Here is a 26,614-nt window from a genome sequence, read left to right as displayed (position 1 = left end):
GACAGCTGGAACCAGTCGCGGCAGGTGATGCGGTTGCCGGTCCAGTTGTGGAAATACTCGTGGGCGATGATGCCCTCGATGTACTGGTAGTCCAGGTCCGTGGCGCGCGATGGCTCGGCCATCACGTACTTGGCGTTGAACACGTTAAGGCCCTTGTTCTCCATCGCCCCCATGTTGAAGTCGTCCACCGCCACGATGTGAAACACGTCCAGGTCGTACTCGCGCCCATACACGCGCTCGTCCCAGGCCATGGATTTTTTCAGCGCCGCCATGGCGTGGCCGCACTGGTCGACGTAACGCGGCTCGGTGTGGATGAACAGCTGCACCGTGCGCCCGCTGGCCGTGACGAAGGTGTCGGTGAGCGCCTCCAGTTGCCCGGCCACCAGGGCGAACAGGTAGCTGGGTTTCGGGAACGGATCGTCGAAGGTGGCGTAGTGGCGTCCGTCCGGAAGCTCACCTTCGGCCACGCGGTTGCCATTCGACAGCAGTAGCGGATAGGCGACGCGATCGGCCCGCAGGGTGGTGGTGAAGCGGGTCAGCACGTCCGGACGGTCCGGAAAATAGGTGATGCGCCGGAAGCCCTCGGCCTCGCACTGCGTGCACAGCATGCCGCGCGACTGGTACAGGCCTTCCAGGGCGGCGTTGGCGGACGGGTCGATCTGAACCTCGGTCTCGATGCACACCGTATCGGGCAGGCCGGGAATGGTCAGCGTATCGGGCGTGACTTCGTACTCGCTGGCGCGCATCAGGTAGCCGTCGCGGCTGACCCGGCGCAGCTTCAGGCCCTGTCCGTCCAGCACCAGCGGCGCATCGCGCCGGCCAGCCGGGTTGCGGCGCAGTTCCAGGCGGCCACGCACGCGCGTGCTCGCCGGATCAAGATCGAATTCGAGTTGCACCGCGGTGACCAGAAACTCCGGCGGGCGGTAGTTTTTCAGCTCGATGGCGCGGGGAGTGGCGTCACGCATGGGTCTGTCGCTCTCTAGAGTTAATTGGATCATTCTGGGCAGCGCCCGGAATGACGGCAAGGGTTTGCCCTCGGTGTGGCGACCGGGCTGCCAGTAGAATGCAGCTACGACCCGCCTGTATCGCGCTCACCCGGACCCCGCATGACTTCAAACGTCCGCGCCGTGCTGTTCGACCTCGACGGCACGCTGCTCGACTCGCTGCCGGCGTTTCTGGCCATCACCCGCCGCGCCTGCCGGGAACTGGGCTGGCCGCAGCCCGGCGCCGGCTATATGCGCGAGGTAATGACGCTGGGGCGCTCGCCCATCGAGGCACTGCTCGGGCCGGTGGACAACGCCGAGGAACGGCGAGCGCAGCTGACCGAGGTCAGCATGCGGCTGTGGAAGCCCGTGTTCCAGCAGGAAGCGCGGCTGTTCCATGACGCGCTGCCGGTGTTGCAGCGGCTGTTCGACCAGGGCTTTCGGCTGGGCGTCGTTACCGACTCGAACCACTTCGTGGTCAAGTGCCTGACCGGCGCGCGGGGCTGTCCGCCGCTTGAGGTTATCGTCACCCGGGACGAGGCGCCGGCCCGAAAGCCCTCCCCAACGGGTATCGAGCTTGCGTTGCGTCACATGGGTGTCGAGCCGCACGCGGCGGCTTACGTCGGCGACAATCCCATCGACATCCAGGCCGCCAGCAGCGCGGGCGTGCGGGCCTTTGGCATCACCACCGGTGCCTCGCGGCGCGAGGATCTGCTGCCGCACAGCCCGCACGCGGTGGTGGACTCGCTCACCGAATTGCATGGCCATCTGCCGGCATGGACGCAGCCGGTACGCGGCGCCAACCCCGCGCCGGCCATCCTGAGCGGTGAGTTGGTCAGCGGACTTGGACAGGCGGGTGGATTCCTCGCCGTCGATTGGGTGCGCGATGCGATAGAAGCCATGCTCGGCGGGCCGTTTTATCCCGGCACGGTCAATCTGGACTGCGGCGCGCCTGGCGCGCAGATTGCTGTCCGGCACCGGCACGATAATCGCCTGCGGCGCTTCGAGCTTCCGGCGCGGGACGGTTTTTGTCCGGCATTGCTGCACGCCGTGCAACTGAGCCACGGCCTGTCCAGCACCCCAGCGCTGCTGCTGTGGCCACAGGTACCGGGCTACCCGGACGAGAAACTGGAACTGATCTGCCGCATTCCGCTGCGCGAGGGCTGGGCGCTGGCCGAGGGCGCTATGCTGGAACTGCGTTACCTGAACACACAGGAGCCATGGCCATGAACCTGCCCGAAGCCAGCCTGGAAGACCTCGCCCGCCTGCGCATGTACGAGTGCCAGGGCACCCTGCTCGGCGGCCTCAAAGTGGCGCAGGGACTGGGCATCGACGCCGAGGAGTACGGCTACCGCATGATGATGGAACAGGGCATCGGCTGGGCCAAGCTGTGTGGCGATCTCGAAAAAATCGCGCGCATCTTTCATGAGCACTACCAAGTGAGCTACGGTTTTGGCCCAGCACTGGCGGTTACGCTTGATGACGCCACGCTGAGTTTTGACATGCCCTCGCTGAGCCACGCCGCAGCCGGCCAGCTCAGGCACTGGCGCCTGCCGGCGCAGGCGCTGGAGGATGTCAATCGCGGCTTTTGGCGGGCCCTGACCGAAAACGCCGGTGTAACGGTAGACATGGAATTTGGCGCCGACCGACATCGCGTCACCGTACAGCGCGGTTAACCGGCACTCAAGCGCGACCGCCGCCGGCAACAAATGGCGGCTTGGCCAACCACACCAGCAGCAAAATGGGCGGCAATAGCCAACAACTGGCGTAGAACAGATCGTTCGCCGCCAGCATATTAGCCTGGCGCGCCAGCATACGCTCCACCAGCGGATACTGCGCCGGCAAGGCGGCAGCCAGACGCTCGCCCCCGTAATCCCACAACCGCGCCAGCTGCTCGCTGTCTACCAGCTCGGCCAGGCGCGCGTAGTGAAAGCTCTCGCGCCGATCCCATACGGTGATGCCGATCGATACACCGATGCTGCCCGCCAGGGTGCGGGTGAAATAGAACACCCCGGTGGCACTGGCAAGGCGCTGCGGGCTTATGTTCGACAGCGCAATGGTCAGCAGCGGCACGAAAAACAAGCCCAGCCCCGCGCCCTGGAACAGCCTCGGCACAGCGGCGTCCCAGAGCGTCGCATCGGTGTTCATGCGGCTGGCCAGGTACATGCCCAGCCACATCAGAAAAAAACTGACGGTAAGCAGATACTTCAGATTCAGGCGTGCCAGCGTGCGACCGACAATCGGCGTCAACAGCATGATGAACACGCCAAAAGAGGCCGTCGCCAACCCAGCCCAGGTCGGCGTGTAACCCATATTGGTCTGCAGCCACAGCGGGAGCACCACCAGGCCGGCGAACAAGAGGGCCCACGCCAGCGAGGTCGCGGTGGCGCCAATCAAGAAATTGCGATCCCCGTACAAGCGAAGATCCACGACCGGGTGACGGTGGCCCAGCTCCCAGATCACGAAATAGCTGAAGCCCACAAGCGCCATCAAACCCAGCCCCAGACCCAGAGGCGACTGGAACCAATCGATCTCCCGTCCCGTGTCCAGCATCACCTGCAAGCACGCCACCCACAGCACGAGCAGGCACAGGCCGACAGTGTCGATCGGCAAAGTGCTGCGCTCGGTTTCATGGTCGCGCAGCGCATACCACACCAACCCGGCCGCCAGCAGGCCGATCGGCAGGTTGATGTAGAAAATCCACGGCCAGGACCAGTTATCAGTGATAACGCCGCCCACGATTGGCCCAGTCAACGGCGCAATGGTCACTGTCATCGACACTACCGCCATGGCCATGCCTTTCAGGTGCGGCGGAAAGTGGCGCAGCAACAATGCCTGCGATAGCGGCAGCATGGGGCCGGATACCATGCCCTGCAGGATGCGCATGAGGACCAGGATTTCGAGATTGGGCGCCAAGCCGCACAACAGCGAGAACAAGGTAAACAGCAGCCCCGAGCCGACAAACAGACGTACTTCGCCGAAACGACGCGCCAGCCACCCGGTGAGCGGCAGGGCCACTGCATTGGCCGCGGCAAACGAGGTAATGGCCCAGGTGCCCTGGCTCGGGCTGATTGCCAGGTCGCCAGCAATACTGGGAATGGCGACGTTGGCCACGGCAAAATCCAGCGACACCAGAAACGTGCCCAGACCCAACCCTACCGTCATCGGCAGCAGCCGAACCGGCGATGGCGCGTTCACTCAGTCTGCCTGGTCGCCGGCCAAGAAACTGGCCTCGCTCAGCCTTCTCACGTGCGCCTGAATATCGGCCAGCCGGGCAGCATAGATGTCAGTGCTGTAGTGCCCGGCCGCCGGGAGCTCATTACCGGTCAGCGGCGCGCCACTGCGATCGTGCGTGTCGACCGTGGCGCGCACCGAGGCGCCCAACGGCAACGGCCGGCCCTTCAGGCTAGCCATATCGATCGCTACTCGCACCGGTACCCGTTGCACGATCTTGATCCAGTTGCCGGTGGCATTTTGCGGCGGCAGCAGGGAAAACACGCTGCCCGTACCGGCGCCAATGCCGGCTACCCGACCATCAAACCGCAGCCGATGGCCGTAGACATCGGTGCTCATACGTACCGGCTGGCCCAGCCGCAGGCTGGCCAGCTGATTTTCCTTGAAATTGACCTCGACCCACCGGTCGTCCTGCGGTACCAGGTCCAGCAATCGACTCGATGGCGTGACTTGCTGGCCAAGCTGCACGCTGCGCTGGGCCACCTGGCCGTCCACCGGAGCCAGAATGCGGCAGCGCTCCAAACGCAGCAAAGCATCGGTCAGGTCGGCGGCGGCGCGCTGCACGCGGGGGTGCTGGCCCAGCGGCCACGTACCTAAAGCGGCCTGCGCCACGACCATCTGCTGCTGCGCGACCCTCAGACTGGACTGGGCGGCGGTGGCGGACAGTTCGGCGTGCTGCAGTTCTTCGGCCGAAATGGACCGTTTAAGAATCAACCCCCGGCGGCGTTCAAGATCAGCCACCGCACGCGCCCGCTCGCTCATGGCCACGGCAATGGCCGCCTGCGCGCGGTCGCGCTCGGCCGCCAGCTGCATCACTTCGCGCGCGGCATCGGCCAGATCCGCCTGCGCCGCTTGTACTGCCACCTGGGTGTCGGCGTCGTCCAGTTGCACCAGCAGGTCGCCGCGGCGCACGCGGTCGGTGTCATCCGCCCGCACGGCCACCACAGTACCGGTGATCTGCGGCATCACCGCTACGCGATTGCCGCTGACCTGAGCATTTTCGGTGTGTTCCCAAAACTGGCCGGAAAGCTCCCACCAGCCCAGCCAGCCCAGACCCGCCAGCACCAACAGCAAGGTGAGGACCAGCAGACGCCAGCGCCGCCGGCGCACTGGCTGCGTTTGTTCGTCAGATGCCATGTCTTCCCCTTCCCAGTCGGCGGCTTTTCTGGGCTACTTGATTACTCGTAATCTGGGCCGATCGGGTGGCGGCGCCTCGGGTTCAGGCTGGGGTGGCGGCGCGCCGCCCTCGGGCGGAAATGTCATGCCCTGGCCATTTTCCCGGGCGTACACCGCAAGCACAGCTGGCATGGGAACCCAGATGTCACGCGCCACGCCACCAAATCGCGCGCTGAAGGACACCTGGTCATTGGTGATTTCCAGCCGATGCGTGGCCTGGACGGAAATGTTGAGCACAATCTTGCCGGCCTGCACGTGCTCGGGCGGCACCAGCACGCCCGCCTGGGTCGCATCCACCAGGATCTGAGGCGTAAATCCGTTGTCCTCGATCCACTGCACCATGCCGCGTAACAGGTACGGCTTGGCGGATGGCAGCTGCTCCATCGTCACCCGTCGATCAGGCGGATTTTCCGTGCCGCATTTCGAACTCCTGCTCGGTCAGGCTGCCGCGAAACGCGGCGCGGGCGAACATGCGCTCGCCGTAACGCAGGACCGGTCGTGCCGGTGCCGGCAACTCCACGCCGTACATCGGCAGCCTCCACAGCAACACCGCCAACGCGCAATCGACCAGGGTTGGTCCTTCGCCGAACACGAACTCCTGCTGCTGAAACAACGGTGCGATCGACGTCAGTCCGTCGCGCAGAATCTTGCGCGCGCCGGTCACGTCCGATTTCCGGTCCGGCTCGGTCAGCCGCCGATGCAGGCTGTACCAGTCCTGGTCAATGCGCCAAAGCATCAGACGCGCCTGCGCGCGGTTGATTGGATCAACCGGCATCAGGGGCGGATGCGGAAAGCGTTCGTCCAGGTACTCCATGATGATGGCCGAGTTGTAGAGCACCAGGCCGCGGTCGACCAACACCGGCAGGTCCCCGTAAGGATTAAGATCGCGCAGGTCTTCCGGCATCTGCGCCGGGTCCACCGACTCGATTTCAATCGAAATGTCCTTCTCGCTGAGCACCAGCCGGGTGCGGTGGCTGTGCGGGCACACCAGGCCGGCATACAGCTTCATGTTGCGAATGCGCTCGGTGGTGAAACCGTCGGCGTCTGGCCCGTAATCCAGCGGCTCCACCTTGGGCGTGGATTTGGCCACGGCGGCGATCGATTCTTTCTTCGGCTTTGGGGATTTTTGCGACAAGTGACTTACCGTATCAGTGAACATCACGCCAGTATTCGCGTTTGACCATATAGGCCAAGCCGGCAAACACCAACAGGAAAAGCATGACCTTGACTCCAAGACCGTAGCGCACCAGCTTGGCCGGCTCGCCCAGGTAGACCATGAAGTTAACCAGGTCACGGATCATTGCATCGTACTCGCCTGGTGTCAGGCTGCCAGGGGAGCCCGCCTTCAGGTGCCCCTCATGCAGGGTCTGCGTACCCTGCAAGTCCACCAGAACATGCGGCATGGCGACGTCCGGAAACACCGTATTGTTGACGCCAAACGGCCGCGCCGGGTCCAGATAAAAACTGCGCAGGTAGCCGTACAGCCACTCCGGACTACGTGAACGAGCGGCCAGACTGAGGTCCGGCGGCGCCTTGCCAAACCATGCGGCACCGTCCTCCTTGGCCATCGCCACACGCATGGTCTGGTTGATGTCCCCGCCGTTGAACACCATATTGGCCAGCACCTGCTCCGGGGTCAGCCCAAGATCCTGTGCCATGCGGGTGTACAGCATGAACTCCGCGCTGTGGCAGCTCACGCAGTAGTTGACGAAGGTCCGCGCCCCACGTTGCAGGGCCGCCCGGTTGGAAAGGTCCGCCTTGAATGACGGCAACTCGGCGCCACCAGACGCCCAACCCATCGCTGGCAGGGCTGCCAGCAAGCAAGCCTGGATTAGCTTTCTCATTTGGTGGTCACCCTATCCGGCACCGGCTTGGTGCTATCGATCCGCGTATACAGCGGCATGGTGAGGAAAAACAGAAAGTACAACACGGCAAAGATGCGTGCCAGCAGGGTGTACAAGTCCGATGGCGGTTCTGTACCCAGATAACCGAGCCCGATAAAGCTGACCACAAACACTGCGAGTGCAATGCGGTTCAAGGGTCCACGGTAGCGGATCGACTTGACCGGGCTGCGATCCAGCCAGGGAATCAGGAACAGGACGAAGATAGCTCCGCCCATTGCCACCACGCCCAGAAACTTGTCCGGCACCGCGCGCAGGATCGAGTAGAACGGCGCGAAGTACCACAGCGGCGCGATATGCTCGGGCGTGACCATGGCATCGGCCGGCCGGAAGTTGTCCGGCTCCAGGAACTTGCCCCACATCTCGGGCACAAAAAACACGATGGCGGCAAAAATCAGCGCGAACACCGACAGACCCCAGATGTCCTTGACCGTGTAGTACGGGTGGAAGGGGATGCCGTCCAGCGGCTTGCCATCCGCACCCTTCTTCTTTTTGATTTCCACCCCGTCGGGGTTGTTCGAGCCGGTTTCGTGCAGCGCGATGATGTGGAAGAACACCAGGGCAATGATCAGCATCGGCACCGCCGCCACATGCAAGGCGAAGAACCGGTTCAGGGTCGGATCACCAACCGCGAAATCGCCCCGTATCCACAGCGACAGGCCGTCGCCGATCAGAGGAATCGCGCCAAACAGCGAGATGATGACCTGCGCCCCCCAGTAGGACATCTGGCCCCAGGGCAACAGATAGCCCATGAAGGCCTCGGCCATCAACAACACATAGATGACCATGCCGAACAGCCACACCAGCTCGCGTGGGCCCTTGCCCGAACCGTAGATGATGCCCCGGAACATGTGCAAATAGACCACGACGAAAAACATCGACGCGCCGGTCGAGTGCAGGTAGCGGATCAGCCAACCCCAGCTGACGTCGCGCATGATGTATTCGACCGAAGCGAACGCCAGCTCCTCGGAGGGCTTGTAATGCATGGTCAGGAAAATGCCGGTAATCACCTGCAATGCCAGCAGCGCCAGCGCCAGCGAGCCGAAGAAATACCAGAAGTTGAAATTCTTGGGCGCGTAGTACTGGCCGACGTGATCGTCCCACCACTGAAAGATCGGGAAACGGTCATCTATCCAGCGCGCGAGCCCGGAACTGCGATTGGACATTACACGGTCTCCTGGTCTTCGCCGATGACGAGCACGGTATCGCTCAGGTACCTGTACGGGGGTACCGGCAGATTCAGCGGAGGCGGCAGGCCCTTGAAAACCCGCCCCGCGAGGTCGTAGCGTCCACCGTGGCAGGGACACAGAAAACCACCCTTCCAGTCGGCGCCGATATCGGGCGCGGCGACCTCTGGTCGATACTTGGGCGAGCAACCCAGGTGCGTGCATACCCCCAACAAAACCAGATACTCCGGCTTGATCGAGCGCTGTTCGTTGGCGGCGTAACCGGGCTGATCGGACTGCGCCGACTCCGGATCGCGCAACTCATCCAGCGGCACTTTGGCCAGGTTCTCCAGCTCCTCTTGCGTGCGGCGCAAAACCCACACCGGGCGCCGCCGCCACTCCACCACCATCAATTCGCCGGGGGCCAGCTTGCCAATGTCCACTTCCACCGGGGCACCGGCAGCCTGGGTTTTGGCGCTCGGCTGCATGCTGGAGACGAACGGCACCGCCGCCGCGGCCAGACCGACCCCTCCCAGCGCCCCAGCCGTCCCGGCCAATAGCCGGCGGCGCGCGGGATCTACCGCATCGTTTGCCATGATCACGTTCCCTTGAAGGCGGGCCAGCGCTGCCCGCGTTGTGCTGCAATCGCCCCAGGCACAGCCGGCGAGCACCGCTATTGTTCGTAGCGAAGACCGGCGAAACCCGTAGGAGCATGTGAAAGCCGCGGTATTGTGCCAAACGCGGCCCAGGGACGCCAAGCACCGGCCCTGGTGGCACCTCGCCAGACAGACCTGACCAGGCGCCCCTGCTAGCATGTGGGCCGCTCGTTTTGGAGGCCACCCATGCTGATCAGCCGCAATCTTGCACGTTATCTGCTGCAAGCGGCAGTGTTCGGCGCGGCGATCGGCGTGGCCATCACGCTGTTGTTACCGCGCTCGCCAAGCCCGCCGCCCGCGACCGTAATTGCGCCGCCGGTCGCCACCGGGGTGCAGGCGCCGCCGGTCAACAGCTTCGCCCCGGCGGTCGAGCGCGCGGCCCCGGCAGTAGTCAACATCTACAGTACCAAGGTCATCACTCGCGGTTACAACCCGCTGCTTGACGACCCGCTGTTCCAGCGCTTTTTCGGCCGCGCGCCGGTGCCCCGGCAGCGGCTGGAATCCAGTCTCGGCTCCGGTGTGGTGCTGGACGGGCGCGGCTATATCGTCACCAACCATCACGTGATCGCCGACGCCGATGAGATCGAAGTGGCCTTGCGCGATGGCCGCAGCGGCCACGCCAAGCTGGTCGGCAGCGATCCGGAGACTGACATTGCACTGTTGCGGATCACGCTTCGGGACGTGCCCAGCATCGCGCTCGGAGACGTCAACCAGGTACATATCGGGGATTTGGTACTTGCCATCGGCAATCCGTTTGGCGTCGGCCAGACCGTGACCCTGGGTGTGGTCGGCGCGATCGGACGCGAAGCCCCGGACATCAGCACGGTCGGCGATTTCATCCAGACCGACGCGGCGATCAACCCCGGCAATTCGGGCGGCGCGCTGGTCAACGCCGCCGGCGAGCTGGTCGGTATCAACACCGCCATCTACAGCCGCAGCGGTGGCTCCGAGGGCATTGGCTTCGCAGTCCCGGTAAACCTGGTTCGCGACATTACCGCGCAGTTGTTGGCTCACGGCGAAGTGCCGCGCGGCTGGCTGGGGTTCGAACTACAGGAACTAACACCCGCGCTCGCCGCCTCGCTCAATCTTGAGGCGCAAACCGGCGCGCTGGTGGCCGGGGTGTATCGCGGCTCGCCGGCAGCCAAAGCCGGCATTCAACCAGGCGATCTGCTGCTGGAAATCCAGGGGCGACCGATGCGCCGCGCCCGCGAAGCTCTGGCGGCGCTCGCCGCCCTGCCCCGTCAACAGGAAGTAACGCTGGCCGTGCAACGCGCTGGCAGGCGGCTGGAAACGCGCGCGACGACCATCTCCCGCCCCAAATAGATCCCTGCCCGCCTATGCGCCGAGGCCATAAAACCGCGCCGCCGACTTGCCGACAATATTGTCCAGAACCGGCCTGGCGATATCCGTACGGCCCAGCAGCTTGGCCAGTTCGCGTGCGTATTCCTCATACTCCAGCTCGTGCGGAAAATCGCTGGCGTAGAGCACGTTGTTGTCGCCCACGGCGCGCAGGCCAGCGTCCAGGAAGCGTTCGTTCGGTTCGCAGGTAACGTAAATGCGCCCCTCGGCCAGCACCTCCTGCGGCGAGCGATTGGCGGCCAGCATCTGCGGAGCAAGCCCTTTGAACACGCCATACATGTATTGCAAGCGGTCGGACATGTAGGCAATCCAGCTGGAGCCGGCCTCGAAGAAGCCCGCCCGCAACGTCGGGAAGCGCTCGAACGTGCCGCCGTAAAGCATGGCGTTCAAGTGGATCAGCAGCGGCAGCGGATGATGCAGGGGCATGGTGCCGCCGAACGGCTTGAGCATCTGCAGCACGTCGAGGCCGTGATTGCTGCCGCCGTGCAGTACCACCGGCACGTCAAGGCGCTGCGCCTCGGCAAAGATCGGGTCAAAGCGCGGGTCACCGTAGGTCACTCCCAGATGCGAGACCGACGGCAGCAGCGCGGCAACGAACCCGAGTTCCGTCACCGTCGTGCGCAGTTCCTCGACCGCGGCGGGGATGTCCTGCACCGGCAACAGCGCTACAGCCTTCAGGCGGGCGTCCGGCTCAAGGTGCGTGGCGTGCAGCCAGCGGTTATAGGCCCGCGCGATGCGGACCGCCCAGTCCGGGTTCTCGATGATGCCGTGGCCCAGCCCCGCGGTCGGGAACAGCACCGAGGCCTGGATACCCGTGGCGTCCAGGAACTCGCCCCAGCGTCTTGCGTCGGTGGCCTGCCAGCGCAGCGGATCGGTGAGCGCATGCCACCCATCCAGCCAGGGCAGCGGGCTGACCATGCTGCCGGCGAGCCGCGCGCCCTTGAGGGGGCCCTCGAGGAAGTCGTACAAGCCATCGAAGTCCTCGATGACATGGCCGTCAGCGTCGATGATTGTCTGGGTCATGGTGCGTCTTCTCTGGCTGTGGTATCCGGGCCGGTTGGGATGCCATTGTGAACCCGATGCCCCGACCCTGCCGACGCCATGGAACTGTGTTTCGTGCCGGTGTCACCGGTGATGTGTGGCAGGGATGCCGCCCGCCAACGAACCCAGCCCAGCTGCGGTCAGTCACTCTTGCCCGCGGCCGCAACCACGGAAAGCGAGGCCAAAGCTCGATTCATGCCCTGGCGGCGTTGCTCGGCCGCCAGGGCAAAAAGGTCCGCCAACTGGCCAACGTTGTGCTGAATATTAAACAGCCGCTCGGCTTTGCGCTGGCCGGCTTCGGCGCAGCGGTCGCGCAATGCGACATCGACAATAAAACGCCGCATGGCGACCGCCAGGCTGGCACCGTCCTTCTGGGGCACAAGAAGCCCCGTAATCTCGTGATCGACGATTTCGGTCACGCCCTCAAGGTCTGTGGAGACGACTGCTACCCGCAGCGCCATCGCTTCGAGCAGCACCGTCGGTAATGCATCGCGGTTGCCGTCCTGGCCAACGATGCACGGCAGGATCATAAGGTCGCTGTCCGCCACGGCTTCCAGAACACGGTCATGCGGCTGGCTCCCGAGCAGTTCGACCACGTCCCCGACCTCAAGGCGATCGATGGCCGCACGTAAAACCGCCTCGCCTTCGCCCCGACCGATGATTTGGCACTGGAAAGGCAAGCCCTGGGCTTTGAGCAGGGCGCAGGCCTCTATCAGATACAAAAATCCCTTCTTCTCGACCAAACGCCCAACCGATATCAACCGGGGGACCTTGCGATGCGGGCGAGCGGCAGCAACCGAGCGGATCTCACTCAGACTGTCCAGGCGAACGCCGTTGTAGATACGCCGAAGCTGATCCGTGCCCGAGCCGAGCGTGCGCAGATGACGCAGGTTCTGATCAGTCACCGTCACGGCAAATGCGGCACGTTGCAGGGCTTCGGCCAGCAGCGCCCCGTCAGCGCTCTGGTGATAGATGTCCTTGGCGTGAGCGGTGAAACTGAAGCTGATGCCTGAGCACAGATGCGCAAGCAGTGCCGCACGCGTTGCCGACGTCGCAAAGTGCGCGTGGAGGTGGTCGACGCATCGTTCCTCGGCCATCCGGGCGATAAGCGCCCCATGCAGGAGGGTGCGCAGGCTGTCCCGATCCGCGGCAGCCAGGGCATGGGCGAAGGCAGCGCCAAATCTGCGCTCGTCGATCGGATCCGCCCGGTACAGCCCCCGCGTGGCCTCCCAAACCTCGGCCAGGTTGGCGCGCGGCAGATAGGTGATTTCGGCCCGAAGACGTGACAGTTCCGCATGAAAGCGCGGCTCGGTCGGCGGCATCAGGGAAAATATTTCGACTTCTACACCCTGCGCTTCCAGCTCCAGCAGCTCGTTCAGGACGAACGTCTCCGACAACCGCGGAAACATCTTCAGGACATAGCCAATTCGTATACTCATTACACTGTCTCCTTGCCCGGCGGTTCGTCAACACATTGATCCTGGAACCGCCATGGAACATCAATCATGGTCACCCGGGGGTCCATCAATCGAACTGGGCCCGACCTTCCCGGACCTGCCGCGCGGGCCGGGCCGGACTGCCACAGTCCGGGGGTTCGGCGAGGTCAAGCAGACGGGTCACAACCCCGGACCAGGTGTGGTCTCGCTCCACGGTGGCGCGCGCGGCCTGACCCAGGCGCAGGCGCAGCGCCGGCTCGCCGTTCAGGCGCGCGAGCGCCTGCGCCAATTCCCCGGCATTGCCAGGTGAGCACAGCAAGCCGTTCACGTTATCTTCGATCAGGCCGCTGAGTTGACCGATGCGGCTGGCCACGACCGGCAGGCCGGCGGCCATGTATTCGTACACCTTCAGCGGCGAGAAATAGAACGTCGATGTCTGCGGATAAGGTGCCACCGCCACGTTCATGGATGCCAGCAGTCCCGGGATCTGCGCGGGCGCCACGGCGCCGGTCAGAATGGTGGCCGGGTCCGCCCCGCCGGCCCGAAGCCGTGCCTCGAGCGCTGAGCGTTCCGGACCATCCCCGACGATCAGCAGGCGAACGTTCGGAACCTGTTTGCGCAATTCCAGAAAGGCGTCTGCCAGCACGGGCAGACCATGCCATGGCTTGAGCGTGCCGACAAAACCCACCGTGAAGGTGCCCTGCGGCGCCGGCAATGCCGGCTCAAGACCGGGCTCGAAACGCGCGACATCAACGCCATTGGGCACCACCCGCACACGGCCGCGTGCCTGGGGGTAACGTTCCAGGTAGTCAGCGACCTCCTCGGAAACAGCCGCCAATATGCGCGCTGCGCTGAAGGTCCGCAGCGCCGCCTGCTCGGCCGCAGGTCGATCGACCAGTCCCCTGTGAGCCGCCTGCTCGTCGACTAGCGGGGCGTTCACTTCGAGCACGCCCGGCACGCCGGCGGCTTGCGCGTACTCCATGCCGGCAAAGCTCCACAGGGCGCAACGCTCGTAAACCATCGAGTACGGACCCTCACGCTGGAGAGTGGCTCGAACCTGCGTGTTGGCCGCCAGTGCCGCCTGTTCCCGCAACGCGCGGTCCTCCTTGGGAACTGACGGCAGCTGAACGACGCGAACAGCTTCCAGTCCTGGCGGAGCCTGGCCACCCAGCACGGTGGTGAACAGGTCGACCGCGTGGCCTTTCGCGAGAAAGCCGCGGATCACTTCCTGCACATGAACGGAGCAACCTTTCTGTCCAAACGGCGGCACGCCCGCGTCAGTATTCACATAGGCAATTCGCATCGTCGGTCCACGTTTAACCTCCGCCTGGGCTGGCATTCGCATCAGGCAGTCCCGTTGCTGGACGCGATCGGTCCGCCGCCTGGCCGCAATGTCTGAACATGGCGCTCAGCCAGCTCCAGCAAGGCGAGCGTGGTCCAGCGTCGTTCCGGAATCTGTGTGCTGATCGAGACGTGACGAGCCAGGGTCAGCGCCACATAGACGTGGACTCGCGCGAGGTCACCGGACACGCTGGCGAAGCGTTCCAGCATGGCCGCGATCTGGCCCGACAAGGCACCGGCGTCACCGTGCAGCCTCAGACCCTGCTCGATCAGGTGGGCGATGAAGTTCCCGACATCGATGGCCGGATCACCCTGCGCGTACAGATCGAGGTCGACAAGGTAAAGGCGACTGCCGTCGACCAGCACCTGATCGGGGTAGAAATCCCGATGCACGTTGGCCCAGCGTGCTTCACCCATGTCCGCCGCGACCCGCTCACAGGCGTCCATAAGTCCGCTGAGGCGGGGCTCCAAAGTCGGGTACACACGCGCGACCTCCGCCAGTCGCGGGCGCAGAATGCCCAGTTCGTCGGCCATCGTGTGCGTACGCGGGGCTTGCACGCCGACCCGATGCAGTTTGTGGATGGCGTCGGTGATACGCCGCGCCAGCTCGACCCCGTCTTGGCCAGCAAGCAGGGACGTGGCTACCGCCCCGGGCACCTTGCGTTGCAGCCACAGGTGCAAGGCCGGCACCAGCGCCACCGGCTCGGGAATGGATACGCCATCCTCGGTTTGGTCATCGAATCCGTTGCGCCACAACGCCTGGAGACAGGCGAACATTTTCGTGTCCGAGCCGCGCGCCCTGACTTTGCCGACCAGGGTAAGCGCTTCAACTATCCGCCCAGACCGTATGAGATCAAGGTCATACTCGACCAGGCACCGGCGTGCCGGCTTATGGCGAATCACCCGAATAGCCCGGATCTGGACCAGAGCGCCACCGGAGAATTTCGCAAGCGCGTGACTAAGTTCACGAGAGGCTGTTTCAGGGTCGAGCGCATGTTTGAGAAACGGCATGGCCGGATCGCGATCTACGCCGTAGGGGTCATCAACCTGCGTGGGCTTGCCTGGCGGCGCCGGACCTGTCGCTCGCACCTTCACGGGCGCCGCCAGCTGGGCCGCCCGCTCAAGCAGCGCGGTCATCGTTGCGGCCCAATCCGGATCACGGTAGCGGAACTGCTCAGGCGCTACACGCAGCAATGCAGCAGCCGTATGCAAACGCACGCTGGCAGGGCTGGGGCCTCCGCCCATTGCAGCGTAGCCGGCGATGAACGCAGCGCTGAGGTGTTCCAGGGCGGCCCTGTCGATGCGGCCGGTCAGGTAGTCGCGCTCCAGATGGGCGATGAAGGCGCCCAGGTCGTAAGCCGGATCGCCGATACCCGCACGGTCAAAATCCAGAACGCCGACCCGTTCGCCGTGGATCAGCGCTTGTGCGGGGTGGAAGTCGCCGTGCAGCGGGCGTAAAACCGCCGGTGACAGCGACTCCAGTCCCTGGGCCAGTCGCTGGGCCAGATCAGCAGACCGCGCTGCCAGCATCGGGCAGATGGTGGAGATCGCCTGCGCTGCCGAAGCCAGCTGTGCAACGCCCGGCATAGGACCCAAAGACGCCGGATCCGTGAGGTCGTGCAGCTCAGCCAGGGCCTGTCCGACACGTCGAAAGCCAGCCTCCCGCTCGCTGGAGCGACCCGCCATATCGCGTAACACGGTGCCCGGCAACCATTCAAAGATCTGGATTCGGCGACGCGGTTCGAGCGCCACACACGGAGCCACGGCGAGTATCGATCCCTGCGCATATAAGCGCCTTTGGGCGGGGACAGGTACCGGGGCAGACGCGGCGTACGCACGCACGACCAGGGCTGGCCCCTGTGGTGTCAGCACGGCGCCCACATAGCGTCGCTTCGGCTTGTAGGACAGCCGCTCCAACCGCGTACCGTGCAGATCGTGACGACCCGGCAACACAGACCGAAGGAGCTTCAGCCGCTTCTCGGCCCGGACAAGGTACTTCAGCCCCGGTATCTGTTCATCGTTTTGACACGCAGCCACGACCAGTGCGTGCTCTGGAAATACCAACTGGCCCGGGCCCAGTGGACCGGTTGTACTCGACTTTTGCGAGGCGCTTGTTAACTTGTCACCCGCAGCCGGCCCATACGCATGCAGGTAAGCATCGACCTGCTCGTCGCCAAGCTGCAATTCGCATGTTGCAAGGCAGCTCATGCCCGACTTGTAACGTAGATAGGTAACCCGGGCGGCCTGCAGATCGACCCCAGGCAGGGCCCGGCGCAGGGTCGCCAGCAGTGTATCGGCGTCCAGCACCAGCGCCAGGCCGGGAATCGCCCGATCGCGCTCGACCAGCGCGCCGTCAGCCGGGGACAACATGAACGTCCGGCGCCGCGACGCCCTGCTTGATGTCAACCGTTTCGAGCGCGTACTGCTGTGCGTAGCGGCCGTTCAGTTCCAGCAGTTCGGCATGGCTGCCGCGCTCCACGATCCGCCCGCCTTCCACGTACAGAATAAGGTCCGCGGCCGCCGCCAACTGCAACTCGTGCGTTATTACGATCGTGGTGCGCCCACCGCGCAACTGTTGCAGCGCGTCGACCACTGCGCTTTCGCTGGTGTTGTCCAGGCCCGTGGTCGGCTCGTCCAGGAGCAGGATCGGCGCATCACGCAATGTCGCGCGGGCGATCGATATCCGCTGGCACTGACCGCGCGAGAACGTGACACCCCGCTCGCCCACCAGAGTGTCATAGCCGTCGGGGAGACCTTGGACGAATTCGTCGACGTGCGCCAGGCGCGCGGCCGCCTGGATCTGCTCAGGCGTGGCATCCGGCCTTCCAAGTGCGATGTTCTCGCCGACCGTGGCGGCAAACAGAAAGGGATCCTGAAGGACGACACTGATCTGTGCCCGTACAGAATCGACAGTGAAGCCACGAATATCCTGACCGTCGATCCGTACGCATCCGCGGCCCGGGTCATAGAGCCGCAACAGCAGGTTCGCGATGGTGGTCTTGCCGGCGCCCGACGGCCCGGCGAGCGCGACGAATTGGCCCGGGGCCACCTCGAAATCAATGCCCACCAGACCCGGCCGACCTGGCTCGTAATCGAAATGGACGTCCTCGAAACGCAGCTGCCCGCGAAACGGCGCCGCAGGACACGCACCAGGTTGGTCCCGCACCTCGGGCAGACGGTCGAAAAGCTCAAGCACCCGATCCCCGGCCGCCGCCGCACGAGTCAGTCGGGTGGTGTATTTGGCAAAATCGCGGGCCGGCCTGACAGCGCTCTTCAGGTAGGTGAGAAACAACACCAAATCCCCAGGCGAGAGCGTGCCAGCCATGACCAGGCGCGCCCCTTGCCACAGGGCAATGGCGGTTGCGAACGTCACAAAGACATCAACCGTGCGCTCCAGACCCGCGGCCAATTTGGCCGCCTGTGCGCCTTCCAGCAACCCCTTGTCATTCTGGCGGCCGAATCGCTGCGAGAACGATTCCTGCAGCGACAGCGCGTGCACCGCTTTCATTGATGTGATGGACTCGGCCGCCGTCGCCGCCATCGCGCCCTCGCGTCTGCGCTGCAAGCGCGCCGCGTCACGCAGACGCCCGTTAAGACGCGCGACGCGCAAGCCGAGAAACGGCAACGGCAGCATCACCAGCAGCGTGAGCTGCCAGTTCATCCACAGCATCAACCCAAGCATGCCCACCAACAGCATGAAACTGGCTACCAGCGGCAGGGCCGCCGTGACTGTCACCTCCTTGAGCAGATTGACGTCACTGGTAACGCGGACCAGCAGGTCGCCGGCCCTGGCCGTGTTGTAAAAGGACAGCGACAGGCGCTGCAGGTGGTTGTACAAATCACTGCGCACGCGGGTCAGCACCCGATTGCCAACCAGGGCAAAACCGACCGTCTGCGAATATTCCGCAAGCGCCCGCAGGCCGATGATCAGCACCAGGCCCCCGGCGCACCAGGTCAACAGCGATAAGGGATCCATGCGGTCAACCAGGGCGATGCCGGTCTGGCCACCGGTCGGCACCGCCACGATCACCCGATCCAGAACCAGCTTCAGCGGCCAGGGCTCGAGCATGCGCAGGAAAACCACGGCGCCCAAGGCGCACATCGACCAGCCGACCAGCCCACGCTCCTTGCGCACGTAGGGGCTGAATCGCATCACGATGTGACGCAGGCTCGGGATTGCCTGGCGCAGGCCTGTTTTGGAACCTGCCATCAGTGTTCCCGGGGTTGCCCTTGCGCCACGTCATTCAACCGGCTGTGTTCTTTATCCTGTGTCCCGGACATCGATAACGTATCCACTCAGAAGTTGTAATCAACATTGAGAAAGAAGGCATAGGCCATGTTGCCGGCCAGCGAACCGTAGGCGGCGCCCGCCCGAAATGCACTGACAACCGCTTCGATCTCGAACGGCTCCCAATCTTCCAGTCCAAGCACGATGTCGAACTCCTGACCGATGTCGGTGCTGCGCCCGTCTGGACTCGAACGGACACGCCCATTACGCAGGAAATCCGCCGCATGCACTTGCCGATAATGGTGATAAAGAAATTCAACTGAACTGGCGTCCCAGAAACTGAAACCCACGGCGGCGGTCGGAATATGCAGATTCGACAATTCCGGGTTTAACAACTCTCCGTAATAGCGAAATCGGTCGACACCGCCGAAACGCGCCTTATCGCCCTGCAAACCCGTCTGGCGGAAAGAACGGTCTGCGCCATGCCCCGGATTCCGGTCGCCGGAACCAAATGCATAGCTCAGGGTCAGCGTTGGCCTGGCGGGTAATTCCGCCTGCCAGCTGACGCCGCTTTCAAAGGCCCATCCGGATACATCGCGTTTCGCTCGGCTGTCCACAACGCGGCGGTCTGGCCGGCCACTGACCCGATGGAAATCCAGCAATCGCTCATGGCCCCTTACCGCGGCGCCTTCTATCCAGTAATCGACCTCACCGTGCTGCGCAAAGTCGAGTTCCCCCGACAGACGCCCACCGGCCCATACCAAGGTGGCATCGCTGGGATCTTCGCGCCCCTTGGTGACCAGCTCACCAACACGCTGCCGCTCGGAGCGGTCATCGTGATACAGAAAAAAAGCATCGAGCCGATGATTTCGCGCCCAGCGCCAGGCCGTGTGTGCGAGCACTCGCAAAACGTCTTCCCGCTGCGGATCGTTACGGTCCAGTTCGGTCGCAACGTCGCCCAGTTCCCGAGCCACTGAAAGCTCGGCGTGCCAATCCAGGGTGTTGTAATGAAAGCGCACCGCATCAAGGTCCTGATCCCACCACCAACTGCGCGGCTCGTAAAAATTCTGTCGACCTATCTGCAGGCTGAAATTACTGGCAAATAACTGGTCCAGATACAGCCACATCTCGCCGCGTTCGAGCGAGCGTTCGAATTTCCGACTCTTGTCCTGCGCATAGACCTCGGCCTCGTACAGCACCTTACCCTCCAGAAACACGAGGGCTCGATCGTTCAGGGGATAGGACAATTCGATCTGGAGCTCCTGGTCAATGCGGGCAACATCGTCCAGTTTTTGGGGATTCAGGGCCAAATCCTTCAGATACCTGGATTGGGTTTTCAGCTCGCCGCCGATCGTGAGCGGGCGACCCAACACGGATGTCGAGAACTGGTCGGACGGGCGTCTTTCGTCAGGTCGGCGGGTCAGGGAGGCACCGTAAAGGTTCTTCACCGCACCGCTTGGCACCTCAACCGGAACGCCCAACAGGGTCAGACCCGACGCCGCATCGCGCGCCGTGCCGGCCGCCATGACGGTGCCCCGCAACTGAAACTGACCCGGCCCGATGGAAGCCGGCCTGACGGACTTGGCCCGCAACTTCGCGGGACTCAGCACAGCCCCGGAGACTTCAACCGCTGGCATGGAGGCAATTTGCTCTGGCGCCAAACCTTCCCACCGGGTTTTCAGGTCCCACTCAACGCTGATGGGTCCGATCCGCAAGGTTCGATTCGGCACGTCGAGATGTTCGACTTTGCCGCGGACACGGCCACGCGTTGAGTCTTTGTGGGTATCCCAGACTTGCAATCGGGTTCCCTGAAATTGCACGCCGTCCCATTGCCCGGTCAGTTTCACCTTGCGGCCCAGCAGATCCTGTGCTCCCGCCACCGACACAGTGACAGCAAGCGCCAATGCAATGAGCCGACTCGTATACGTCGCGGCCACTCTCATCACCCTTTGCTCTGACTGGAACGCCCCATTCCGCTTAGCGAGACTACGGGGGCTTGGGTCCGTTTCTTGGATTTTTTCTGGGCCAGACTTGCCGGCCTTGCCGTCACCTCCGGTTCAGGGCGATCGGCTGATTGAATACAGTCCCGCCTGCGGACACAGGCCAGCCCTTGCGCAACCAACGAGGACAGTCGGGTCAAGCCGTCCATATCGACCCGCGCGCGGGTCGATGGCGCTGCGACTTCCTGGCTGATCCAGGTGACGAACGCGGCTGGACTGACTTGGTCCGGATGCAAGACGTCAACCAGTCCCAAGTCACGAAACCGGGTTGCGCGGATCCATTGCTCGGTGCGCGGCTTTACCCGCGGGACAATCAGCGCCCGCTTCTGGTAGGCAAGAACCTCGCATAGCGTGTTGTACCCGCCCATGGTGATGACGCAATCGGCGCGGTTAAGCAGTTTTTCCGGCGCTTCCAGAAATGAGACCACTTGCAAGCGCTGGTTTTCCGAGGCGATTTCAAATACCTGCTTTCTGAGCGCCGGAGGCATGAAAGGACCGCTGACCAGAACCCCATACCAATCGGCCGGAAATTCGACGCCGGCAAAGGCCAGTGCCACCTGTGCGCCATCCTCGCCGCCACCGACCATGCAAACCACGCAGTTCCCGTCCCGCGAGGTCAGCCTCGTCATCAATTCGTCATCGCTTGCCCGCTGATAGCCGATTCGGCGCCGACCATCCAGATACCCCGTGTACTCGACCTTGGCCTCCACGGCCGCAGCAAATTGGCACTCCCTGGCCAACTCGTAGACTGCGGGCGAGCCATAAACCCAGATTTTGTCGAAGTTCTTACGTATCGCCTCTGTATTCTCCGCGGACTGCCACTCCCGCAAGACCGCCGCAGGATCATCGAGAATATCGCGCAGACCCAGCACGCAATACGCGTGACCCTGAGCACGTAAGGACTCCAGGGCCAGATCAAGTTCATGCCCGATACCACGCGGCACCTTGTCGACGATGAAAATATCCGGCCGATATGCGTCGAGTGCCGCACGGATCGACGTCGCCCGGAGCCTGATCATGGTCTGCCAGGACAGATCAAGCTCGCGGGCGTGATACGACTCGTTGGCTTCCTTGCGGACCCCTGGCAAGCTCAGGCAGTCCACATGCGGCGGCATTGGAAAGCGGGAAATCGCCTCCGAGCCCGCGATCAGCAGGACCGTCGCATTGGTCGGTGGTGCCGCCAGGGTTTCAGCGATCAGCAGGTTTCTTCGAATATGGCCCAGGCCGAGCGCGTCGTGTGAGTACAACGCGATGCGAACGCGTGGAGAACCCGTTTCACTCCCGACGCGTCTGGACTCCTCCCCCATCTATCCTGACCCCTGCGCGGGCCCGTGCCACAAGGCATCAGGCTTCCTTCGGACAACGGCTGAACCGGCCCGACAAAGGTCGAGCAATCAGGCCTATCGACCGCGCGGGCGGAATACTTGAATTGCCGGGAAGGCAAGGACACCGTCTACGTGACCCGGGCGATGCAAGCCGTCTGTGACCGGAGCAGTACGCGCCCTGTGACGCGGCCCGCTACCGGCAGTCGGCTTCCACGCGACTTACAGGCCTGGATGCAAATCCCGCACTGCGCCACGATCCGCCGACGTGGCAAAACGCGCATAGGCGAGCAGTGCCTTGGATACCACGCGCTCGCGCTGGCGCGGCTGCCAGGGCCGCGGCGAGGCTTCCATGGCATCGCGCCGACGGGCAAGTTCAGCCTCCGGCACGTCGAGCACCATGCTGCGACGGGGAATGTCGATGAGGATCCGGTCACCATCCTCGACCAGGCCAATCGTGCCACCCGACGCTGCCTCGGGCGCCACATGACCGATCGACAGCCCCGAGGTTCCGCCCGAGAACCGACCATCCGTCACCAGCGCGCACGCTTTACCCAGACCCATCGATTTGAGGTAACTGGTCGGATACAGCATTTCCTGCATGCCAGGGCCGCCGCGCGGACCTTCATAGCGCACCACCAGCACCTCGCCACGTTGTACCTGCTTTTCCAGGATGGCGGTTACCGCGTCGTCCTGGCTCTCGAACACCCGCGCTGGACCGGCAAAGGTCAGCAGACTGTCATCCACGCCGGCGGTTTTGACGATGCAGCCGTCCTGCGCCAGGTTGCCGTACAGCACGGCGAGACCGCCTTCCTCGCTATAGGCATGTTCGCGATCACGGATACACCCGCCGGCACGGTCCAGGTCCAGGTCCCAGGTGCGGCACTGGCTGAATGCCACCTGTGTCGGCACGCCACCGGGCGCGGCCGAGAAGCGGCGTTTCGCCGACGCCTGTTCGCTGATGGCGACGTCCCAGCGCGTGATCGCTTCGCTCAGGGCCGGGCTATGCACGGTCGGCACACTGGTATCGAGCAAGCCTGCCCGCGACAGCTCGCCCAGAATCGCCATCACGCCGCCGGCCCGATGCACGTCTTCCATGTGATAGGCGGCCGTGGCCGGCGCCACTTTGCACAGGTTTGGCACCCGCCGGGACAGGCGATCGATATCGGCCAGGGTGAAGTCGACCTCCCCTTCCTGGGCTGCCGCCAGCAGGTGCAGCACGGTGTTGGTGGAACCACCCATCGCGATGTCCAGCGTCATGGCGTTCTCGAACGCGGCGCGGCTGGCGATGCCCCGTGGCAGGGCGCGGGCGTCATCCTGCTGGTACCAGCGGCGGCACAGCTCGACCACGGTACGGCCGGCTTCTTCGAATAGGTCGCGCCGGTAGGCGTGCGTTGCCAGCAGGCTGCCATTGCCCGGCAGGCTCAGACCCAGCGCCTCGGTCAGGCAGTTCATGGAATTGGCCGTGAACATGCCCGAACACGAGCCGCAAGTGGGGCAAGCGTTGCGCTCGACCGAGAGGCTTTCCTCGTCACTGACGCTCGGGTCGGCGGCCATGATGATCGAATCGATCAGATCCATGGCGGTCTCCTCGCCGCGCCAGACGACCTTGCCGGCCTCCATCGGTCCACCGGACACGAACACCGCGGGAATGTTCAAGCGCATGGCCGCCATCAGCATGCCGGGGGTGATCTTGTCGCAGTTGGAGATGCACACCAACGCGTCAGCGCAGTGGGCGTTTGCCATGTACTCGACGGCATCGGCGATCAGCTCGCGCGAGGGCAGCGAGTACAACATCCCACCGTGACCCATGGCGATGCCGTCATCGACGGCGATGGTGTGGAATTCCCGGGCAATACCGCCAGCGGCATAGATTTCGCGCGCCACGATGTCGCCCAGGTCCTTCAGATGCACATGCCCAGGCACAAACTGGGTGTAGGAGTTGGCAATGGCGATGATCGGCTTGCCGAAATCGCCCTCCTGCATGCCAGTGGCGCGCCACAGGGCGCGGGCGCCGGCCATGTTGCGGCCCTGAGTCGAGGTGTTGGAACGATAGACAGGCATCGGGATGCTCCGGAAACTGATCAACGGCCGGGCGAATAGCCGGGCATTCTAGCGGCGGCGGCATCGGAGCCGGCAGGCAAGTTTACAGACGCCTCCCACCACTGACCCCAATGACCGCGCGTCTGGCCGCCTGATTAAGGATACCTTCCGCAGCTCAGCGCGATGGCTAAAGACGGCGGACTCCGGCAGGGTTAAGCTCGCCAGGCCAACCGTCTTGCCTGGCCGGCGCTACAATGCGTCCCTGAACGCTTGAACTGAAGACCCTTCAACAGGGTCTCAGGCGTGGACACTTCACAGGTAATTCACGCATGCAACACAAAACCATCATTTCAGTAGTCCTGCCAGCGGTGCTGGCGCTCAGCAGCGGCCTGAGCGGCTGCGCGTCCAGCAATGCCGGCAACGTCTATTCGCGCAGCGAGGCGCGCCAGGCGCAAGTGGTGAAATACGCGACCGTCGAGGCCGTACAGCCGGTCAGGATCGAAGGCACGCGCTCCTATATCGGTACCGCCACCGGCGCCGTATTGGGTGGTCTGGCCGGCAGCACCGTGGGCGGCGGCACCGGCCAGAAAGCCGCCGCGGTCGCCGGTGCGGTCGCGGGTGGAGTCGCCGGAACCGCAGCCGAACGGGCACTGACCAAGGCCGACGGCCTGGAACTGACGGTTCGTCTGGAGAACGGGACCACCATGTCCATCGTGCAGGAAGCGAGCGAGCAGCAGTTCCGGGTCGGTCAACGTGTCCGTGTGCTCCAGCACAACGGCACGTACCGGGTGTCGCCGTAAGGGCGGGCCGACACGTGTCGAAACAGGACCTGGCCAAACAACGCGCTGCCGAAGCGGCGCTTGAGTTCCTGCCGGACGGTGAGGTGATCGGCGTCGGTACCGGCTCGACCGTCAATTACTTTATTGATTGTCTTGGCGCGGCACGTCAACGCATTGCCGGAGCTGTCGCAAGCTCGGTGGCGAGCGCCGAGAAGCTGGCGGCCCAGGGTATCGAGCTGGTGGAGCTCAACAGTGTCGGCACGCTGTCGATTTACATCGACGGTGCGGACGAGGCCACGCAACATCGCCAGCTGATCAAGGGCGGCGGCGGCGCGTTGACTCGCGAGAAAATCATCGCCGCTGCCAGCCGCAAGTTCGTGTGTATTGCGGACGAGTCCAAGCTGGTCGGCCGACTCGGCACATTCCCGGTGCCGGTCGAGGTGATCCCGATGGCACGCAGTTACGTCGCGCGTCAGATCGTCGCCCTTGGCGGACGCCCCACTTACCGCGCCGGCTTTGTCACCGACAACGGCAATATCATTCTCGATATACACGGGATGGACATTCTTGATCCGACCCAGCTCGAACAGACCCTGAACAACATCGCTGGGGTGGTCAGCAACGGCCTGTTCGCAGCGCGTGGTGCGGATCTGTTGCTGATCGGCACGAGTGATGGCGTGCGACGCATAGGCTGACCTACGCCAACACCAGTGGCCATTGATGGCTTTGTGCAGATGACAAGCTAAGCCTATTGGGCAGTCTGACCACCCAAGCGACGTGCGACACTCGCGTGTAACAATCAACGATCAGTCATCCGCCCCTGGGGGTTGCCGCGCGTGCCGAGCGCGATCCATTTCAGCCAGCTCCGGCATCATCTGCCGATGTCCACATTTCCCCGAAACCAGTTGGTTGAACTGGCGCGGGCAGGGCGTGTCGCAGAACCACGTGACCGTAGCCTTGTATTCGACCTGGCCAGCGAGGCCGTTGGAGACTCTCTGTATTTGCTGGCCGGGGAGGTCAGCGCGGTTACCACCAGCGGCGTCGCCGCGATCGTCGAGTCTGACTCCCAGGCTGCCGTCTATCCGCTCAACGACGGCCGTTTCCAGTCGGTTACGGCATACGCCGATGCTGTCATCCTGTATTTGCCGTTTGACCTGATTGATCTGCTCGCAACCTGGGACCAGCTGGCAGTGGTCGAGCGCCGCGGCGGCGAACGCGATACCGGTTTTTATAGCCGCGGGATACCCCGCCGCTGGCGTCACAGTTTCTTCGCCGCGCTACGCAGCACGCCGCCGGCACATATCGAGGCGTTGATGCAAAGCTTCGAGCCACTCGCGGTGCAGGAGCGTCACGTGCTGGCTCACCAGGGCGAGGCGATTGATCATTTCTATGTCATCGATAGCGGCACTGCCCTGGCAACCCGCGAGAGTCCCGGCGACGACGGCGAATCAATAGAACTGTCGGAACTCAACGAGGGTGAGTGCTTCGGTGGCGAGGCCCTGACGTCGGTGTCCCGCAGTGCCACCACTGTGACGATGATCAGTGACGGGGTGCTGCTACGCCTGGCACAGCGGGATTTCGCACGACTTCAAGAGCCGCCGACGCTAGCCATGTTGTCGCTGTCCGCAGCCATTGAAACGATCAGCAGTGGCGCGCGCTGGCTTGACGTGCGCCAGCGTGACGAATGGCAGCACGCACACTTGCCCGGCGCCTACAACCTGCCCCTGCAGGAAATCCGCCTGCGAGTAAACGACCTGGATCCCACGCAACATTACGTTTGCTACTGCAACAGCGGCCGGCGAGCCGCGGCTGCGGCCCAAGTCCTGAACCACATGGACATTCGCGCGAGTGTCTGCGATGGCCGCTTTCTGAACATCGGCAGCTCGTAACCGCGCTGGCGTCCAAGCGGATGCAACTTCTGTTTGTTTTAGCACTCAAATGGCCCGAGT

22 protein-coding genes are annotated in these 26,614 nt (G+C 63.8%); 6 read left to right on the top strand and 16 right to left on the bottom strand.

What is annotated here, in order from left to right:
- Window positions 1–965, bottom strand: a 965-nt coding sequence (locus ABZF37_RS00730; RefSeq protein WP_372715684.1) for a M1 family aminopeptidase, incomplete at its 3' end; no start/stop codon positions are given.
- A 141-nt stretch (window positions 966–1,106) separates the two neighbouring features.
- Here ABZF37_RS00730 and ABZF37_RS00725 point away from each other — a divergent pair.
- Both ABZF37_RS00725 and ABZF37_RS00720 read left to right on the top strand, forming a co-directional pair.
- Window positions 1,107–2,213, top strand: a complete 1,107-nt coding sequence (locus tag ABZF37_RS00725; RefSeq protein WP_372715682.1) for an HAD-IA family hydrolase — start codon at window positions 1,107–1,109, stop codon at window positions 2,211–2,213.
- Window positions 2,210–2,659 (top strand): hypothetical protein, encoded by a 450-nt coding sequence (locus tag ABZF37_RS00720; RefSeq protein ID WP_372715680.1) that lies wholly within the window; start codon window positions 2,210–2,212, stop codon window positions 2,657–2,659. The genes ABZF37_RS00725 and ABZF37_RS00720 overlap by 4 nt, the downstream gene beginning before the upstream one ends.
- Before the next feature lie 7 nt (window positions 2,660–2,666).
- On the opposite strand, the gene ABZF37_RS00715 is transcribed toward ABZF37_RS00720, so the two are convergent.
- From ABZF37_RS00715 to petA, 7 genes are all read right to left on the bottom strand, one after another.
- Entirely contained in the window at window positions 2,667–4,181 is a 1,515-nt protein-coding gene (locus ABZF37_RS00715; RefSeq protein WP_372715678.1) for a DHA2 family efflux MFS transporter permease subunit, read from the bottom strand.
- Window positions 4,182–5,354: an HlyD family efflux transporter periplasmic adaptor subunit gene (locus tag ABZF37_RS00710; protein ID WP_372715675.1), complete on the bottom strand. Its 1,173-nt coding sequence runs from the start codon at window positions 5,352–5,354 to the stop codon at window positions 4,182–4,184.
- Window positions 5,355–5,387: 33 nt separating this feature from the next.
- The gene (locus ABZF37_RS00705) at window positions 5,388–5,777 is read right to left on the bottom strand and encodes a ClpXP protease specificity-enhancing factor (protein ID WP_372715673.1); all 390 of its coding nucleotides are present in this window, start codon (window positions 5,775–5,777) and stop codon (window positions 5,388–5,390) included.
- A gap of 13 nt (window positions 5,778–5,790) precedes the next feature.
- On the bottom strand, window positions 5,791–6,402 hold the full coding sequence (locus ABZF37_RS00700; RefSeq protein ID WP_372715688.1) for a glutathione S-transferase N-terminal domain-containing protein: 612 nt from the start codon (window positions 6,400–6,402) through the stop codon (window positions 5,791–5,793).
- A 139-nt stretch (window positions 6,403–6,541) separates the two neighbouring features.
- On the bottom strand, window positions 6,542–7,237 hold the full coding sequence (locus ABZF37_RS00695) for a cytochrome c1 (protein WP_372715671.1): 696 nt from the start codon (window positions 7,235–7,237) through the stop codon (window positions 6,542–6,544).
- Window positions 7,234–8,460, bottom strand: a complete 1,227-nt coding sequence (locus ABZF37_RS00690) for a cytochrome bc complex cytochrome b subunit (protein ID WP_372715670.1) — start codon at window positions 8,458–8,460, stop codon at window positions 7,234–7,236. Before ABZF37_RS00690 ends, ABZF37_RS00695 begins: the two co-directional genes overlap by 4 nt.
- Complete coding sequence (gene petA / locus ABZF37_RS00685) at window positions 8,460–9,056, bottom strand: ubiquinol-cytochrome c reductase iron-sulfur subunit (RefSeq protein ID WP_372715668.1); 597 nt, start codon at window positions 9,054–9,056, stop codon at window positions 8,460–8,462. Before petA ends, ABZF37_RS00690 begins: the two co-directional genes overlap by 1 nt.
- Window positions 9,057–9,302: 246 nt before the next feature.
- Between petA and ABZF37_RS00680 the strand changes: the two genes are divergently transcribed.
- Window positions 9,303–10,439, top strand: coding sequence for a trypsin-like peptidase domain-containing protein (locus ABZF37_RS00680; RefSeq protein ID WP_372715666.1), 1,137 nt, complete (start codon window positions 9,303–9,305; stop codon window positions 10,437–10,439).
- A gap of 12 nt (window positions 10,440–10,451) precedes the next feature.
- Here the strand turns inward: ABZF37_RS00680 and ABZF37_RS00675 are convergent, their stop codons facing one another.
- The 8 genes from ABZF37_RS00675 to ilvD all read right to left on the bottom strand — a co-directional run bounded on the left by ABZF37_RS00675 (window position 10,452) and on the right by ilvD (window position 23,907).
- Window positions 10,452–11,498, bottom strand: a complete 1,047-nt coding sequence (locus ABZF37_RS00675) for an amidohydrolase family protein (protein WP_372715664.1) — start codon at window positions 11,496–11,498, stop codon at window positions 10,452–10,454.
- A 158-nt stretch (window positions 11,499–11,656) separates the two neighbouring features.
- Window positions 11,657–12,955 (bottom strand): glycosyltransferase, encoded by a 1,299-nt coding sequence (locus tag ABZF37_RS00670; RefSeq protein ID WP_372715662.1) that lies wholly within the window; start codon window positions 12,953–12,955, stop codon window positions 11,657–11,659.
- An 85-nt stretch (window positions 12,956–13,040) separates the two neighbouring features.
- Complete coding sequence (locus ABZF37_RS00665) at window positions 13,041–14,255, bottom strand: glycosyltransferase family 4 protein (RefSeq protein ID WP_372715660.1); 1,215 nt, start codon at window positions 14,253–14,255, stop codon at window positions 13,041–13,043.
- A 41-nt stretch (window positions 14,256–14,296) separates the two neighbouring features.
- Window positions 14,297–16,663, bottom strand: coding sequence for a phosphotransferase family protein (locus tag ABZF37_RS00660; RefSeq protein ID WP_372715658.1), 2,367 nt, complete (start codon window positions 16,661–16,663; stop codon window positions 14,297–14,299).
- On the bottom strand, window positions 16,647–18,503 hold the full coding sequence (locus tag ABZF37_RS00655; protein WP_372715656.1) for an ABC transporter ATP-binding protein: 1,857 nt from the start codon (window positions 18,501–18,503) through the stop codon (window positions 16,647–16,649). Before ABZF37_RS00655 ends, ABZF37_RS00660 begins: the two co-directional genes overlap by 17 nt.
- Before the next feature lie 86 nt (window positions 18,504–18,589).
- Entirely contained in the window at window positions 18,590–20,464 is a 1,875-nt protein-coding gene (locus ABZF37_RS00650) for an alginate export family protein (RefSeq protein WP_372715654.1), read from the bottom strand.
- Window positions 20,464–21,768 (bottom strand): glycosyltransferase family protein, encoded by a 1,305-nt coding sequence (locus tag ABZF37_RS00645; protein WP_372715652.1) that lies wholly within the window; start codon window positions 21,766–21,768, stop codon window positions 20,464–20,466. Before ABZF37_RS00645 ends, ABZF37_RS00650 begins: the two co-directional genes overlap by 1 nt.
- Before the next feature lie 297 nt (window positions 21,769–22,065).
- Window positions 22,066–23,907 (bottom strand): dihydroxy-acid dehydratase, encoded by a 1,842-nt coding sequence (ilvD, locus tag ABZF37_RS00640; RefSeq protein WP_372715650.1) that lies wholly within the window; start codon window positions 23,905–23,907, stop codon window positions 22,066–22,068.
- A 308-nt stretch (window positions 23,908–24,215) separates the two neighbouring features.
- On the opposite strand from ilvD, the gene ABZF37_RS00635 reads away from it, so the two are divergent.
- The 3 genes from ABZF37_RS00635 to ABZF37_RS00625 all read left to right on the top strand — a co-directional run bounded on the left by ABZF37_RS00635 (window position 24,216) and on the right by ABZF37_RS00625 (window position 26,554).
- On the top strand, window positions 24,216–24,686 hold the full coding sequence (locus ABZF37_RS00635) for a glycine zipper 2TM domain-containing protein (protein WP_372715648.1): 471 nt from the start codon (window positions 24,216–24,218) through the stop codon (window positions 24,684–24,686).
- Window positions 24,687–24,700: 14 nt separating this feature from the next.
- The gene (rpiA, locus tag ABZF37_RS00630) at window positions 24,701–25,360 is read left to right on the top strand and encodes a ribose-5-phosphate isomerase RpiA (RefSeq protein WP_372715646.1); all 660 of its coding nucleotides are present in this window, start codon (window positions 24,701–24,703) and stop codon (window positions 25,358–25,360) included.
- 186 nt (window positions 25,361–25,546) lie between these two features.
- Window positions 25,547–26,554 (top strand): rhodanese-like domain-containing protein, encoded by a 1,008-nt coding sequence (locus tag ABZF37_RS00625; RefSeq protein ID WP_372715644.1) that lies wholly within the window; start codon window positions 25,547–25,549, stop codon window positions 26,552–26,554.
- Window positions 26,555–26,614 lie beyond the last annotated feature (60 nt).

Source organism: Immundisolibacter sp., assembly GCF_041601295.1.
Lineage (GTDB): Bacteria > Pseudomonadota > Gammaproteobacteria > Immundisolibacterales > Immundisolibacteraceae > Immundisolibacter.
Note: the sequence above shows the minus strand (reverse complement) of the source record. Positions and strands in the feature narration are given on the sequence as shown.

What these genes read in the sequence shown, in the direction of transcription:
- ABZF37_RS00705 (WP_372715673.1), bottom strand. Translation starts at nt 5,777, where the DNA reads ATGGAGCAGCTGCCATCCGCCAAGCCGTACCTGTTACGCGGCATGGTG.
- ABZF37_RS00700 (WP_372715688.1), bottom strand. Translation starts at nt 6,402, where the DNA reads ATGAAGCTGTATGCCGGCCTGGTGTGCCCGCACAGCCACCGCACCCGG.
- ABZF37_RS00660 (WP_372715658.1), bottom strand. Translation starts at nt 16,663, where the DNA reads ATGTTGTCCCCGGCTGACGGCGCGCTGGTCGAGCGCGATCGGGCGATT.
- ABZF37_RS00720 (WP_372715680.1), top strand. Translation starts at nt 2,210, where the DNA reads ATGAACCTGCCCGAAGCCAGCCTGGAAGACCTCGCCCGCCTGCGCATG.
- ABZF37_RS00670 (WP_372715662.1), bottom strand. Translation starts at nt 12,955, where the DNA reads ATGAGTATACGAATTGGCTATGTCCTGAAGATGTTTCCGCGGTTGTCG.
- ABZF37_RS00680 (WP_372715666.1), top strand. Translation starts at nt 9,303, where the DNA reads ATGCTGATCAGCCGCAATCTTGCACGTTATCTGCTGCAAGCGGCAGTG.
- ABZF37_RS00650 (WP_372715654.1), bottom strand. Translation starts at nt 20,464, where the DNA reads ATGAGAGTGGCCGCGACGTATACGAGTCGGCTCATTGCATTGGCGCTT.
- ABZF37_RS00675 (WP_372715664.1), bottom strand. Translation starts at nt 11,498, where the DNA reads ATGACCCAGACAATCATCGACGCTGACGGCCATGTCATCGAGGACTTC.
- ABZF37_RS00635 (WP_372715648.1), top strand. Translation starts at nt 24,216, where the DNA reads ATGCAACACAAAACCATCATTTCAGTAGTCCTGCCAGCGGTGCTGGCG.
- ABZF37_RS00690 (WP_372715670.1), bottom strand. Translation starts at nt 8,460, where the DNA reads ATGTCCAATCGCAGTTCCGGGCTCGCGCGCTGGATAGATGACCGTTTC.
- ABZF37_RS00625 (WP_372715644.1), top strand. Translation starts at nt 25,547, where the DNA reads ATGTCCACATTTCCCCGAAACCAGTTGGTTGAACTGGCGCGGGCAGGG.
- ilvD (WP_372715650.1), bottom strand. Translation starts at nt 23,907, where the DNA reads ATGCCTGTCTATCGTTCCAACACCTCGACTCAGGGCCGCAACATGGCC.
- petA (WP_372715668.1), bottom strand. Translation starts at nt 9,056, where the DNA reads ATGGCAAACGATGCGGTAGATCCCGCGCGCCGCCGGCTATTGGCCGGG.
- ABZF37_RS00655 (WP_372715656.1), bottom strand. Translation starts at nt 18,503, where the DNA reads ATGGCAGGTTCCAAAACAGGCCTGCGCCAGGCAATCCCGAGCCTGCGT.
- ABZF37_RS00665 (WP_372715660.1), bottom strand. Translation starts at nt 14,255, where the DNA reads ATGCGAATTGCCTATGTGAATACTGACGCGGGCGTGCCGCCGTTTGGA.
- ABZF37_RS00725 (WP_372715682.1), top strand. Translation starts at nt 1,107, where the DNA reads ATGACTTCAAACGTCCGCGCCGTGCTGTTCGACCTCGACGGCACGCTG.
- ABZF37_RS00710 (WP_372715675.1), bottom strand. Translation starts at nt 5,354, where the DNA reads ATGGCATCTGACGAACAAACGCAGCCAGTGCGCCGGCGGCGCTGGCGT.
- ABZF37_RS00695 (WP_372715671.1), bottom strand. Translation starts at nt 7,237, where the DNA reads ATGAGAAAGCTAATCCAGGCTTGCTTGCTGGCAGCCCTGCCAGCGATG.